The organism is Pseudoalteromonas sp. S1608, from assembly GCF_005887265.1.
GTDB lineage: Bacteria > Pseudomonadota > Gammaproteobacteria > Enterobacterales > Alteromonadaceae > Pseudoalteromonas > Pseudoalteromonas undina.
In genome coordinates this window covers 44,653-57,713 of sequence record NZ_PNDK01000039.1, presented here as the reverse complement: position 1 = coordinate 57,713, position 13,061 = coordinate 44,653, and the positions used below count along the sequence as shown (strand labels likewise).

General features: G+C 39.5%; 12 protein-coding genes. 4 read left to right on the top strand and 8 right to left on the bottom strand.

All coding sequences use genetic code 11. The annotated features are described in order from the left end of the window. The first annotated feature begins 1 nt into the window (after position 1). Positions 2-535: a serine protease external chaperone gene (locus CWB75_RS14925; protein WP_138571074.1), complete on the top strand. Its 534-nt coding sequence runs from the start codon at positions 2-4 to the stop codon at positions 533-535. 53 nt (positions 536-588) lie between these two features. On the opposite strand, the gene CWB75_RS14920 is transcribed toward CWB75_RS14925, so the two are convergent. Further along, complete coding sequence (locus CWB75_RS14920) at positions 589-1,059, bottom strand: DUF2721 domain-containing protein (RefSeq protein ID WP_138571073.1); 471 nt, start codon at positions 1,057-1,059, stop codon at positions 589-591. A gap of 191 nt (positions 1,060-1,250) precedes the next feature. Between CWB75_RS14920 and CWB75_RS14915 the strand changes: the two genes are divergently transcribed. The 3 genes from CWB75_RS14915 to CWB75_RS14905 all read left to right on the top strand — a co-directional run bounded on the left by CWB75_RS14915 (position 1,251) and on the right by CWB75_RS14905 (position 4,470). Next, positions 1,251-3,422 carry a S9 family peptidase gene (locus CWB75_RS14915; protein ID WP_138571072.1) on the top strand — a complete coding sequence of 724 codons (2,172 nt, stop codon included), beginning with the start codon at positions 1,251-1,253 and terminating at the stop codon, positions 3,420-3,422. Positions 3,423-3,588: 166 nt separating this feature from the next. Further along, positions 3,589-3,954 carry a DUF4870 domain-containing protein gene (locus CWB75_RS14910; RefSeq protein WP_010392586.1) on the top strand — a complete coding sequence of 122 codons (366 nt, stop codon included), beginning with the start codon at positions 3,589-3,591 and terminating at the stop codon, positions 3,952-3,954. 75 nt (positions 3,955-4,029) lie between these two features. Beyond that, positions 4,030-4,470 carry a YqaA family protein gene (locus tag CWB75_RS14905; protein ID WP_054202893.1) on the top strand — a complete coding sequence of 147 codons (441 nt, stop codon included), beginning with the start codon at positions 4,030-4,032 and terminating at the stop codon, positions 4,468-4,470. On the opposite strand, the gene folX is transcribed toward CWB75_RS14905, so the two are convergent. The 7 genes from folX to ycaO form a co-directional block, all read right to left on the bottom strand. Further along, on the bottom strand, positions 4,447-4,803 hold the full coding sequence (folX, locus tag CWB75_RS14900; protein ID WP_054202892.1) for a dihydroneopterin triphosphate 2'-epimerase: 357 nt from the start codon (positions 4,801-4,803) through the stop codon (positions 4,447-4,449). The two genes, CWB75_RS14905 and folX, sit on opposite strands and share 24 nt — an antisense overlap. A 3-nt stretch (positions 4,804-4,806) precedes the next feature. Beyond that, positions 4,807-5,361, bottom strand: coding sequence for a GTP cyclohydrolase I FolE (folE, locus tag CWB75_RS14895; RefSeq protein WP_008108996.1), 555 nt, complete (start codon positions 5,359-5,361; stop codon positions 4,807-4,809). Between the two features lie 24 nt (positions 5,362-5,385). Continuing rightward, on the bottom strand, positions 5,386-6,105 hold the full coding sequence (gene folM, locus CWB75_RS14890; protein WP_008468539.1) for a dihydromonapterin reductase: 720 nt from the start codon (positions 6,103-6,105) through the stop codon (positions 5,386-5,388). A gap of 126 nt (positions 6,106-6,231) precedes the next feature. Further along, entirely contained in the window at positions 6,232-7,068 is an 837-nt protein-coding gene (gene nadE, locus CWB75_RS14885; protein WP_054202890.1) for an NAD(+) synthase, read from the bottom strand. Between the two features lie 73 nt (positions 7,069-7,141). Beyond that, on the bottom strand, positions 7,142-7,774 hold the full coding sequence (locus tag CWB75_RS14880; RefSeq protein ID WP_055013085.1) for a YceH family protein: 633 nt from the start codon (positions 7,772-7,774) through the stop codon (positions 7,142-7,144). A gap of 41 nt (positions 7,775-7,815) precedes the next feature. Beyond that, positions 7,816-11,154, bottom strand: a complete 3,339-nt coding sequence (locus tag CWB75_RS14875) for an ATP-binding protein (RefSeq protein WP_138571071.1) — start codon at positions 11,152-11,154, stop codon at positions 7,816-7,818. A 117-nt stretch (positions 11,155-11,271) separates the two neighbouring features. Further along, positions 11,272-13,032, bottom strand: coding sequence for a 30S ribosomal protein S12 methylthiotransferase accessory factor YcaO (ycaO, locus tag CWB75_RS14870; protein ID WP_138571070.1), 1,761 nt, complete (start codon positions 13,030-13,032; stop codon positions 11,272-11,274). Positions 13,033-13,061 lie beyond the last annotated feature (29 nt).

Genomic DNA, 13,061 nt, shown 5'->3' with positions numbered 1-13,061 from the left:
AATGAAAGTTAAACAATTAATCGTATTGGGTGCAGTTGCGTGTATTTCGTTTACTGCGACATCAAGCATGAATATCGATAAAGATCTGCAATTACCTAAAAAGCCAGTAACTAAGTTGAAATTTAATAAAGCGGATTTTGGTTCTTACAAAATTGAAAAGAACTTACGTCTAGTGCCTTCAAGTGTAGCTTCAGAAGAGCATGTTATTATGCAAAAAGGTGAAATGGCTGTAGTAAATGTAGAAGGTTCATCTGATACTGTAACTAAGGGGACATTAGTACGTAATATCTTTACTAATAACCTAACTTTACTTTCAGGTAATATTACTGTCCTTCTAAAAGATGGTGTGGACGCAAATGATGCTGCTTTGGCTACAGGGTTGAAGGTAATCTCAGTCTTTCCTGGTACGCAAATTGCTGTTCTTGCTATAAACGATGGTCAAGATATTCTAGCTGCATCAGAGCAACTAAAGGCATCGGGTTTTGCAAAAGAAGCTAAAATAGAAGTGCTAGAAACAATTTATACAGCGCAGTAATCTGTTTTAGATAAGTGAAACCCCGAGTAGCGTAATTGGCTCGGGGTTTTTTATTAATCGTTTATATCAATATCAGCGAAAATCATCCCTCGGCGCATACTGCGTGTTGCTAAGAACACCTCCCCCAGTAATGACATAAATGCACATATTAGTAATGCCATGGCACCAACAAAGCAGCTACCAATAGTGACACCTAAGTTAATCGATTGTATGTGTGATAAAAACAAAAGCATAACCACTGCACATACTAATAATGCGCTTAAGACACTTAAACTAAATGCAATATGTATACACCGAGAACGCTTTAGGAGTGCTCTCAGCTCAGTAGTTAAAGACAGGTTAAATTCTTCATCAATACTGACCTTTAATTTTCGTTCTAACTGTCTGGCTCTGTCAGTAATACGCGCCAAGCGATTTGATAATACCCCGAGTGTTGCCGCAATACCCGTAATTAAAAAAACGGGTGCAACCGCTGTTTGAATGACTTTAGCCATAGTTAAAATATTAATTACGTCGTTGTTCATTTTTATCCTTATTAATTAGCAGCATGAAGAGGCTATATAATGCTACTTCGTTATTGTTAGGATAACTGAAGTCATAAACATATAAAAAGAATTTCTAGGCTCCCTTTTTACATAGCTTCACAAACTAAATTTCTGTGCTATTAAATATTAGGTATATTTAATAAAAATAAAAACTACAGAGATTCCAATCAATGAAACACACCCCATTTGTTCTTACTTTTATATCCTTAGCTATTTTAGGGGGATGTAATAAAGCCCCTGATGTTGAGCAATCAGCAAAGGTTGAAAATGTAGCTGCTCAAACCGAAGTCATGCCGCCGATTGCGAAGAAAGTGCCATATGAAATGACAATCCATGGCGACACTCGCATCGATGATTATTATTGGATGCGTGATGATGAGCGTAAAGCTCCTGAGGTAATTAGTTACCTAGAGGCTGAAAATGCTTACACAGATGAAATGCTTGCGCATACTAAAACACTGCAAAGTAGTTTATTTGAAGAGCTTAAAGGGCGAATTCAAAAAGATGATGACTCTGTTCCAGTAAAAGACGGAGAGTACTATTACTCGTCGCAAACTCGCGGCGATAACGAGTATGCTACTTATTTACGCAGTAGTGATTTTGCAGGCACCGATCAGGAAGTTATTTTAGACGTCAATGAACTAGCTAAAGGCCATGACTATTTTGCAGTTAGTGGTCTGAGTGTCAGCCCAAATGATAACTTAATGGCGTATGGTGAAGATACGGTGAGCCGCCGTGTTTACAATATAAAAATTAAAGATTTAAGCACTGGTAAATTATTAGAAGACACGCTTGAAGGCACCAGTGGTTATGTTGTGTGGGCGAACGATAATAAAACTGTTTATTACATTAAAAAAGATGCGCAAACCTTACTCGGTTACCAAGTTTATCGTCATACGCTTGGTACACCACAAAGCGATGATGAGCTTGTATACGAAGAAAAAGATACGAGCTATTACACTGGTATGAGCAAGAGCAAAGACGGCTCAGAAATTTATATTTGGCATAGCAGTACTGATGCATCGGGTTTGTCAGTACTTAGTGCAAACGATATAAATGCTAAGCCAAAGCGCTTAATTGAGCGTGAAGCCAACCTTGAGTACAGCATTTCCAAATTAGGTAATACTTATTACATTGTGACTAATTTAAATGCGGTTAACTTTCAGCTAATGAAGGTCGATATTGATAAAGCCGGTGATAAATCGAATTGGCAAAGTGTGATCCCTGCGCGCGAGGATATTAAACTTGAAGGCGTAGAGTTATTTAATGACTACTTAGTATACCAACAACGCGAAATGGGCCAATCAACACTGATTGCACGTAATTTAACATCGGGCAAAGAGTTACCACTAAGCTTTAACGACAGTGCATATACAATTAATGCGTACGGTAACAACGAATTAGAAAGCGATACGCTGCGCGTTTACTACACCAGTATGACCACTCCGGGTTCATCTTATGATGTTAATTTGGCGACTGGCGAAAAAACATTATTGAAGCAACAAACGGTATTAGGTGACTTTAACGCGGATAACTATGCGTCTGAGCGTATTTTTGTCACAGCACGCGATGGCGTAAAAGTACCGGTGAGTTTGGTGTATCGAAAAGAGCTATTTAAAAAAGATGGCACTAACCCATTATTGCAATACGGCTATGGTTCGTATGGTGCAACAATGGATCCTAGTTTTTCTTCTGCACGATTAACGTTGCTTGACCGTGGTTTTGTATTTGCAATTGCCCACGTACGTGGTTCGCAAATGTTAGGGCGCCCGTGGTACGAAGCGGGTAAATTACTCACTAAAAAGAACACGTTTAACGACTTTGTAGATGTTACTAAGTCATTGGTAGCCCAAGGTTATGGCGATAAAGAGCAAATTTTTGCCCAAGGTGGCAGTGCTGGTGGTTTATTAATGGGCGCAGTGGCAAACCAAGCGCCTGAGCTATATAAAGGTATGGTGGCTGCGGTTCCATTTGTTGATGTGGTTACTACTATGCTTGATGAGACTATTCCGCTTACAACTAACGAGTATGGTGAGTGGGGTAACCCTAACGAGAAAGAATATTACGATTATATGTTGTCGTACTCACCGTACGATCAAGTTAGTAAACAAGACTACCCTAATATGTTAGTAACAACAGGTTTGCACGACTCACAGGTTCAATATTTTGAGCCAGCAAAGTGGGTTGCAAAGCTGCGTGACTACAAAACAGATGATAATAAACTACTATTTAAAATAGACATGGAAGCTGGCCATGGAGGTGCGTCTGGTCGTTTTAAACGCTTGGAGGACACGGCACTTAACTATGCATTTATGCTTGATTTAGCTGGTAAAAATAAGTAATAAAATAAAAGCGTAGCTTTTTAAGTGACCCCCAGTAGTTGTATATTGTAATTACTGGGGGTTTTTTATATTTGAATTGCCGCCAATTAAAGCTGCTTGGTATTAGCGCAAAATAGTAATAGTATATTGAGTTAAATTACGGTGTTTTACGAAAAGGGAAAATGTAATGGAACAAAATCAAGAGATTAAAGTCGTCAATAAAGATGACCGCACCTGGGCAATGCTATGTCATTTAAGTGCATTAGCGGGGTTTATTGTGCCATTCGGCTCGGTGCTAGGTCCCCTTATTATCTGGCTAATTAAAAAAGATGAAATGCCTATAGTTGATATACACGGTAAAAAAGCGCTTAACTTTCAAATTACTATGGCTATAGCTTACTTTGTATGTTTTTTACTAATTTTTGCAGCTGTTGGTTTACTACTGTTACCTATGGTCGCTATTTTTTCATTTGTGATGGTGGTTATCGCAAGCGTGAAAGCCAACGATGGTAAAGAGTTTAATTACCCCCTTAGCTTAAATTTAATAAAATAAGCGTTTTGATTTAAGTTAAAAAGTCGTTCAAACCCAGCTTAATTGCTGGGTTTAGTTTTTAGTCATAAGGGAAAAATGCTCTATATAACATTATTTTTTACAGCATTTATATCGGCTACGTTATTACCCAGCTCGTCTGAAGTATTGATGGGTGGGATGATAATGCAAGGTAATACTAACTTATGGCTAATTTGGTTTGCAGCAACCTTAGGCAATGTATTAGGCAGTTGTGTTAATTATTGGCTTGGAACACAAGCATTACGCTTTAAAGATAAAAAATGGTTTCCAGTTTCTGAAAAAGGGCTCAAAAAAGCGCAAAAGCAGTTTAATAAATATGGGATATATAGCTTACTGTTTGCGTGGTTACCTATTGTTGGCGATCCACTAACTGTTATTGGCGGCGTGTTTAAAGTGCGCTTTAGTATGTTTTTAGTGCTAGTAACACTCGGCAAAGGGCTACGTTATTTAGCTGTAATAGCCCTTGCCGTTGGATTATTTGTGCCAGTCCAGAGTTAGCGACACAGAGTCTGCAAAGCGCAGCGCATGAGGTTTATCCACTCGGGCTTTGGCGTAATTTACACTTGGGTGCGAGTGGCAAACAGCAAGAATTTCAGCAACTAATTTTTCTAACAATAAAAAGTGACCCTGTTCAACTAAGGTAATTACTTCTTTAGTAATTACCTTGTAGTTAAGTGCTTGTTCTACTTCATCAGTTTCACAAGCTTGATCAGCCGGATAATGAATTTCTAAATTAATGACTACATCTTGTTTTTTTTCACGTTCATCTGGATTAAAGCCAATAAACGTGCGTAGCCGTAAGTTAGTTACATTAATTATTGCGTTTGCCATAGATTATCCTTTGATCAGCTGTAAAAACTCATTACGTGTTTTCGGATCGGCTCTAAAGTTACCAAGCATAACCGAGGTACGCATACTTGAATTTTGTTTTTCTACGCCACGCATCATCATACACATGTGTTTTGCTTCAACAATTACACCTACACCTTTTGCACCGGTTACTTCCTCGACCGCTTTAGCAATCTGATGGGTAAGTTGCTCTTGAATTTGAAAACGCCGAGAGAACATATCCACAATACGTGCAAACTTAGACAAACCTAATACTTTGCCATCAGGAATATAAGCGATATGACAGCGGCCAATAAATGGTAATAAATGATGCTCACACATAGAGTAAAGCTCTATGTCTTGTATTAATACCATATCGTCAGCATCTGAGGTAAATACTGCATTATTAGTGATTTCGTTAAGCGTTTGGCGGTAACCTTGAGTTAGGTACTCCATCGCTTTTGCAGCGCGTTTTGGAGTATCGAGCAACCCTTCACGTTCTGCATCTTCACCGACTGCGGTTATAATTTTTTGATAGCTTTCTTTTAATTCGTTATGCATAAGTTTCTCGTTTATTTAGATGGCTTACTTAAGATGGCGACCACCATCAACAGGTAAAGCACGGCCTGTGATGTAATGGCTGTTCAGTAGTAGGTCGATACTATTGATAATTTCTTGGCATCCAGGTTCGATACCCATTAATGATTTTTTTAAAGTTTTAGCGCGATACTGCTCATCATCATGTTGATTAAAAATAATTAATGATGGTGCGACTGAATTCACTTTAATATTCGGTGCATATTTAGCACTAAATGATTTGGTTAAATTATCCAAGGCGGCTTTGCTGGCCGCATAGGCTAAGTGTTTTGGGCTGCCAGTTTCCACTACGTAATCAGTTAGATGAATAATGTCAGCGGGCTTAGCGTGAGACGCCTGATAATTTAATAGTAAATCTGCACAGCGTAAGTTTACCAAGTACGGTGTTTTTGCATGAATGCGCATCATATTGTCAAACAGCTGCTCAAACTGAGGGTTGTTAGCTTCACAGTCCCAGCTTGATGCATTATGAATTATCGCGCTTAGTGAGTCAGTCTGTGCTTTAAGTAATGTAATAAAAGTATTAATACCCTCATCAGAACTAAAGTCAGCATAAAGACAGATCGCCCCTTGTTGTTCTAGCAAATCTACCGCTTTATGGCGGGTACGATAAGTAATAATGACCGCTTGCCCTTGGGCTATAAAATGCTGTGCAAGCGCAAGTCCAATACGTTGTCCTGCGCCAGTAATCAAAATAGGGGGGGTCATAAAATATAAAACTCTCTGTTGGCAAGCGTTAAGGTTAACCGTTAAAATTTAAGCCACTTATTTTCACGCCATTTTTACGTAAAATATAAGCGGCTCGATCAGTTAAATCACACTTATAATATTGATTTAAAAAGCATCGTATATTGTTGGAATAGGCTGGCGCTTATGTTGCGTGCGTTGGTAAATTGCAATCAGTGTTTGCTCCACATGCTCAGAGACTGGTTTACCTTCTAAAAAGTCATCAATTTCTTCATAGCTTAAGCCTAGTGCTTCCTCGTCAGTTAAACCTGGTCTATCACTTTCTAAATCGGCAGTAGGTGCTTTTTCAACTAACAAAGCAGGTGCACCTAATGCTGTTGCCAATGCTCTAACCTGACGTTTAGATAGACCAAACAAAGGTGCTAAATCGCAGGCGCCATCGCCAAACTTAGTATAAAAACCAGTAATGTTTTCGGCGCTATGGTCGGTACCTACAACGAGCCCTTGGCAAAACCCAGCAATTTCATATTGTGCAATCATGCGTTGGCGTGCTTTCACATTGCCTTTAATAAAGTCTATTTTTTCTTGTGTTGGCAATGGCTGATTATTGCCAGCTAAAGTTGCCATCGTTTGCTCGTGCAGTGCGTCGGTTGCAGGCTGAATATTGACTGTCATACGGGTGCTGGGTTTAATAAAATCAACCGCCATTTGTGCTTCGCTTTCATCTGCTTGCACTCCATACGGTAAGCGCACAGCAATAAATTGATACTGTGTATCTTGGTGTTCTTGATTAAGCTCATTAATAGCAAGTTGGCATAATCGGCCACAGGTTGATGAGTCTACACCGCCACTAATACCTAGTACCAGTGAAGTTGAGTATGCGGCTTTTAAACGTGCTTTAATAAAATTTACTCGGCGTTTAATTTCAGCGTTAACATCAATACTAGGCTGAACTTTCATTTCAGCCATAATTTCGGCGCGCATGGCCCGCTCCTTAAAGTTAAAAAGTTTTAATGCTCAAAAAAGAATAGCTATTATGTGATTTCAAATTACACAATTAAAGCCCTATATACTCTTTTATTTGTTTAAGTTGAGCTTTTAGTTCGTTAATTTCAGCAAGTAGATCATTGAGCTCTTGATTTTTTAACTCGTCAGTAATGGTCTGTGTTGCTATTGGCTCATCGTTTTCTGCAGAAGGTGCTGTAAATAAGTGAATATAACGGCTATCACGCTTACCAGATTCGCGAGGTAGTTTTTTTACATGGCTGTTTTCAATCAATTGTTCAAGCGATATTTCAACGTCGTCAATACTGGTAAAGTCAGCTAATCGAGCGCAACGGGTTTTTAATTCACCGGGTGTTTGAGCTCCCCGCAATAATAATAAACATATAATGGCGCGTTGTTGTGCGTTAAATTGTAAGTGGCTAAATTGTGTATTACAAAAGCGATGGTCGTATTTAGATACACGCCCACTGAGACCTTCATCTTCTGTTACCAAGCGTAAGTCGATTAATTCTGCAATGGTAGCCTGAACTTGCTGTTGGCTTAATTCGAGCACAGGAGCGCGATTTGATTTTTGATTACAGGCATTCGTTAAGGCATTTAATGATAGTGGGTAATGTTCAGGCGTTGTTGTTTGCTTTTCCAATAAACAGCCAATAACTCTTTGTTGTTCAACTGATAACTGCATAATATCCCTTACTTCATCGATTCTATTTTAAGCTTACACTGTTATTTAGCGCTAAGCCATTGTTGCAATTTAGCATGCATAGCAGGGCCATCGAGAGGTTTACTTAAATAGTCGTTCATACCGGCATTTAAACATTTGTCTTTATCTCCGCGCATTGCATTAGCCGTTAGTGCAATAATGGGGATGGTTTGATTCTCTAGACCCGCGAGGCCCTCTCTAATAGCCATGGTAGCTTGGTATCCATCCATAATAGGCATTTGGCAATCCATTAGAATAAGTTGATAAGTGTTTGCGTTTGCTTGGTTTAATTTCGTTAGTGCATCCTCGCCATCCTCTGCAATATCAAAAGTGAGCTCGGCTTGTTTTAATAATGCACAGGCAACTACTTGATTTACTTTGTTATCCTCTACTAACAACACATGGCCTTTCGCTTTTTTAGGTGTATTAATCGCTGGAGGGAGCGCTAACTCTTTGGGCTGTGCTGCCAATGTTACTTTTACCAGCGTGTCATACAAACCAATAGCGGTGAGTGGTTTAAAAATTAAGGCTGCTTCATTGTTTCCATAAAATAAATTGCTTTTTGAATAGCTCATTGGAGCCATAATCAGAATATGACTGTTCACTAAAAAATGTTTCAACTTTTCAGCCAAGGGGTGTGCTACAGGCTCCAAAAAGCTTGTATCAATAATTGCCACATCCGGCGGTGTTTGTTGATTATTAGTTATATAAGTTTCAACTTCTTTATAATCACACACTGCACTGACATCTGCGCCCCATAGCGTTAATTGCTTTTCGATGATGGTGGCATTCATCTCGCTATTATCAACAATGAGTATTCGCTTTGCTTGTATATGTTGGCAATCTAAATCAAATGCTTGGTCTATCACTGAGGTAATGTTGACTGAAAAAGTAAAGGTGCTGCCTTCATTAGGTAGGCTATATACACTTACTTCGCCTCCCATGAGTTCGCACAGCTGCTTAACTATTGCCAAGCCTAAACCGGTGCCGCCATATTGGCGGGTTGTTGATGCATCAGCTTGAGTAAAAGAATCAAATAACTGTTTTTGCTTCTCTAAACTAATACCAATGCCGGTATCAATAATCGCACATTCTAAAGTCGTATTGTCGATAGTTTTTTCTATGGTAGCGGTTACCAGTACTTGTCCGTTTTGGGTGAACTTTACGGCATTGGCAATCAAGTTATTTAAAATTTGTCGCAACCTATTTGGGTCGGACACAATCTCACTGGTGCTTACATGCGTAGTATCTAAAATTAATTGGGTGTTGTTGCTTTCGGACTTGAGCGCAAACGACTCAACAATTTCTCCCAGTAACTGTGGTAAATTAAATTGAATGTTTTCTATGTCTAACTTACCAGCTTCTATTTTAGAAAAGTCTAAAATATCATTAATAATTCCCAATAAAGATTCTGCTGACGACTGGGCAAGTTTAATATGATGACGTTGTTGCTGATCAAGTGAGGTCGCCTGAATAATATTAAGCATACCTAACACCCCATTCATCGGAGTGCGAATTTCATGACTCATGCTGGCTAAAAACTCACTTTTAGCGATCACCGCTTGTTCAGCGGCTTCTTTTGCCATTACTAGTTCTGCTTCCGTTTCTATGCGCTGTTCACTAGAGTAAAGGCTTCCTATTAGTGCGCTGATTGCAATTAAAAAACCTTCTTCGTTTTGCGTCCATGCTCTAACGCTTGCTTGTTCTGCGCATACAACACCAATTGAGCCGCTGCCTGCGGGGATCATAACACATAGCATTGCTTTTATAGATGATGGCTCGAGGTAGCTTTTTGCTATGGGGGCGAGGCAAGCTTGTTGTTGAGCATTCTGGGCACTAAAAACAGCTTTTTTTTCTAGGGTGGTAAAAAAATCAGGAATGTCTTGCTGGCGCCAAGGGGTATTATTATCACTGTTATTTTGGCTATAGCTTGCAATAGGACTCAGCTGAGTTTTATGCTTATCAAACAAGCGAATGCTTACTGTATTCACTTTAAGTGCACGACACACCGCACGAGTAATTAGCTCTTTAGATTCGCTTAATTTACCATTTAATATGTGGTCGCTAATTGTTAGCGACGCTAAAGTTTCGTTAAAGCGGGCTATTTTTTGATCTTCTATTGCTACCTTTTTACGGGCATCAATATTTTGTAATGAGCCGAATATTCTGATGCAGCGTCCATTTTTATGCTCTGCTTCACCATGTATGAGTGCCCAAATTACTTCGCCTTTGGCATTAATAACTTCAAGTTCAGCCTCGTAACTTTCACCGTATTTAACCGCTTTAGTGATCAGTTCAGCCGCCTTATCTCTGCTTTTTCCCTCTTTAAAGTAATATAAATCGGATGACCATTTAGGTTGCTCATCTAAAGGGTATTCAAATATCTTTTTGGTCATGTCTGACCAAAACACCTGTTTTTTTTCTAAATTAAATGACCATGCACCCACTTGCGCTAGGTTACTCATTACCTCGAGCATTTTTTCGTTTTCGTGTTCTCTATTGAGCATTTTTAAAAACAATAAAAATGCAAAAATAAGTAAACTCAAAATAACGATGATAACGATACGTAATGGCCAGATAGACGATGATGCCGGTTGCCAGCCGGTTTTTGGCACCACATAGAGCTGCCAAGCTCCGCCTTGGAAGTTTAGGCTAAACTCAAGCGGATTTTGGCTGGTAATTGTTGGGTCGCCAAAGAAAAACTCACCTTGTTTACCTAGCCCGTTGCGTCCTTGAATAGCAACAGTGTATTTTTTTTGTAATTCAAAAACCCCTGCGTTGCTATAGACTTTCTCTATATCGAGCACTACAGAAAGCAGCCCCCAAAAAGACTGGTCTTCAGGCAAATACACTGGCACTCGTGCAATCAAAGCCTCACTGCCTTGAACTAACATGAGCGGCCCAGCCATTACAATGGTATTAGTGTCGCGTGCTTTAATAGCATCATCGCGTTGCGCTTTATTTTCTAAGAAATTGAGTCCAATGGCTTTTTCATTCCCTTTAAGCGGGTAGGTCATTGTGATGACCATGTTAGGTGCAGCACCAATATTACGTAGTTCGTTAGAGGTGTTAAACAGCGGAGCGGCAATTTTCCCAAAGCGTGTTTGGCTTAAATTGGGCTCGGCAGCAACGGCCACAGCCAAGCCACGTATTAATTGAATATTTGATACCAAAATAGCTTCAAGCTGGGCTCTGTAGGTACTTACTTGAGAAAGGACTTGTAAACGGTAAGCATCTTTTGCCCGATTATAATTAAGCCGCTCAAGCACTAAGCTAGTTATTACAAGTAAACTGATTGCAAATAAAAAGGTAAGCTTAAAATTATAAATGGATGTGCGTTTACTTTTGCGCTGTTGCCACATAGGGTGTAATTAAATTGTTAATATAGAAAGCTTAACTATAGCTAACTAACACTAGAAACAAAAATGGCGCAGTTAAATATGCGCCATTTTCTTTTTAACTATGTACACGTTTAGATATTATGAATCACTAACTTCGCGTGCCCAATGATGCTGTTTCGCAACATGTAACTTGCGGTAGCCATCCAATAATGCGGCGTGCTTTTTAAAGCCTTCAAGCGATAAGCCTGGGAAAGTTAAGCCGTTAAAGCGTGTGCGACCTTCTGCAATCTCAATTGCAAGGGTGACATTATTAGCGCCAAACATCAGTCCTAAGGCGTCTTGGTAACTCGCATATTCACGTTCGTAATCGTATTTAATTTCTAAAATAGCTTTTAAACAACGGAAATGACGCATCGCGTCTTCATTAACTTGGCCGGTATGTAAAATCCAGTCAACCCAATCAATCGCTTCTTCGCTACCTGCGGCTAAGCATAAGTGTGCTTTCAGTTCACCAATACGTAGAGTATGCCAAGGCGTATCGGCATCGGTTGCTAAGCCAATGAATTCAGCAGCGCGAATAATATCGCTGTGACCAGCTTCTTCGAGGTTATCGTAAATTTCCATCAGTTGCTCAGTATCATACTGATCAAGTGATAAGAAAGTTTCGCGGAATTTAGCCCCTTCGTTGTTATTACGCCAAATAAGCTCATCTACCGGATAAATATCAGACATACCAGGCACTAAAATACGACATGCATACACATTTAAGTGGGTGTAATCCATGATGTAGATATCATGGCCCATGCTGTGAATTAAATCAGTACAGAAGTTATATTCTTGCTCAGTTGAACCACTAAAGTCCCAATGTACAAATTCAAAGTCTGCTTCAGAACGGAAAAAGTCATGAGAAATTAAACCGCTTGAATCAATAAAGTGCAGTTCGATGTTTTCAGGTGTGGCTACTTCGTCGTTGTCAAAAGTGGCAGGTTGAAATACGTCTAGTTGATCTAGACGACGACCTTGCAGTAATTCGGTAACGGTTCGCTCTAACGCCACTTCAAATGAAGGATGAGCACCAAAAGAGGCAAACACAGAGCCATCCACTGGGTTGATTAGCGTAACACTCATTACAGGGTATTTACCGCCAAGTGAGGCATCTGCAATACGTAAATGGAAGCCATGGCTACGCAATTCTTCACAGGCTTCATGAATTTTAGGGTATTGTTTTACCACATCTTCAGGCACGATCGGTAAGCTAATACCTTCAGCAATAATGCGATTTTTAATGGCGCGTTCAAATACCTCAGATAACCCCTGTACACGGGCTTCAAATTTAGTATTACCAGCACTCATACCGTTGGATACAAAAATATTACCAATCACGTTCACCGGAATATAAATATCTTTACCGTCGCGCTGGCGGGTATAAGGCACAGTACAAATACCACGCTCAAAATTACCAGAATTAAAGTCATAAAGATGTGAGGCAGTTAATTCACGCTCAGGATCGAAGTAATCCCATAAGCTTTCATCCATAATCCCTTGTGGTACTTCATCTTCTGCTACTTTAAACCACTTTTCGTTCGGGTAATGAGTAAAGTCACCATTGGCAAATTCTTCACCTAAGTAAAAATCAGCAAAAAAGTAGTTACAGCTTAAACGCTCAAAATATTCACCTAGCGCAGAAGCGATAGAGGCTTTATCAGTAGCACCTTTACCGTTAGTAAACATCACACCACAGTCGCTATCTTTTATATGAACTGAATAACAGTTTGCTACAGGGTTAAGCCATAGCGCTTCTTCAATATTAATATTTAGCGCTTTTAGCTTGTTTTGCATGGTAGAGATAGACGATTCTAAATCGCGGTCTTTACCTTTAATAAATGTTTTTTCAGTCATTTTGATCTCAACTAGGTCTGCACAATACA

What these genes read in the sequence shown, in the direction of transcription:
- CWB75_RS14875 (WP_138571071.1), bottom strand. Translation starts at nt 11,154, where the DNA reads ATGTGGCAACAGCGCAAAAGTAAACGCACATCCATTTATAATTTTAAG.
- CWB75_RS14920 (WP_138571073.1), bottom strand. Translation starts at nt 1,059, where the DNA reads ATGAACAACGACGTAATTAATATTTTAACTATGGCTAAAGTCATTCAA.
- folE (WP_008108996.1), bottom strand. Translation starts at nt 5,361, where the DNA reads ATGCATAACGAATTAAAAGAAAGCTATCAAAAAATTATAACCGCAGTC.
- CWB75_RS14905 (WP_054202893.1), top strand. Translation starts at nt 4,030, where the DNA reads ATGCTCTATATAACATTATTTTTTACAGCATTTATATCGGCTACGTTA.
- CWB75_RS14910 (WP_010392586.1), top strand. Translation starts at nt 3,589, where the DNA reads ATGGAACAAAATCAAGAGATTAAAGTCGTCAATAAAGATGACCGCACC.
- CWB75_RS14880 (WP_055013085.1), bottom strand. Translation starts at nt 7,774, where the DNA reads ATGCAGTTATCAGTTGAACAACAAAGAGTTATTGGCTGTTTATTGGAA.
- nadE (WP_054202890.1), bottom strand. Translation starts at nt 7,068, where the DNA reads ATGCGCGCCGAAATTATGGCTGAAATGAAAGTTCAGCCTAGTATTGAT.
- CWB75_RS14925 (WP_138571074.1), top strand. Translation starts at nt 2, where the DNA reads ATGAAAGTTAAACAATTAATCGTATTGGGTGCAGTTGCGTGTATTTCG.
- folM (WP_008468539.1), bottom strand. Translation starts at nt 6,105, where the DNA reads ATGACCCCCCCTATTTTGATTACTGGCGCAGGACAACGTATTGGACTT.
- CWB75_RS14915 (WP_138571072.1), top strand. Translation starts at nt 1,251, where the DNA reads ATGAAACACACCCCATTTGTTCTTACTTTTATATCCTTAGCTATTTTA.
- ycaO (WP_138571070.1), bottom strand. Translation starts at nt 13,032, where the DNA reads ATGACTGAAAAAACATTTATTAAAGGTAAAGACCGCGATTTAGAATCG.
- folX (WP_054202892.1), bottom strand. Translation starts at nt 4,803, where the DNA reads ATGGCAAACGCAATAATTAATGTAACTAACTTACGGCTACGCACGTTT.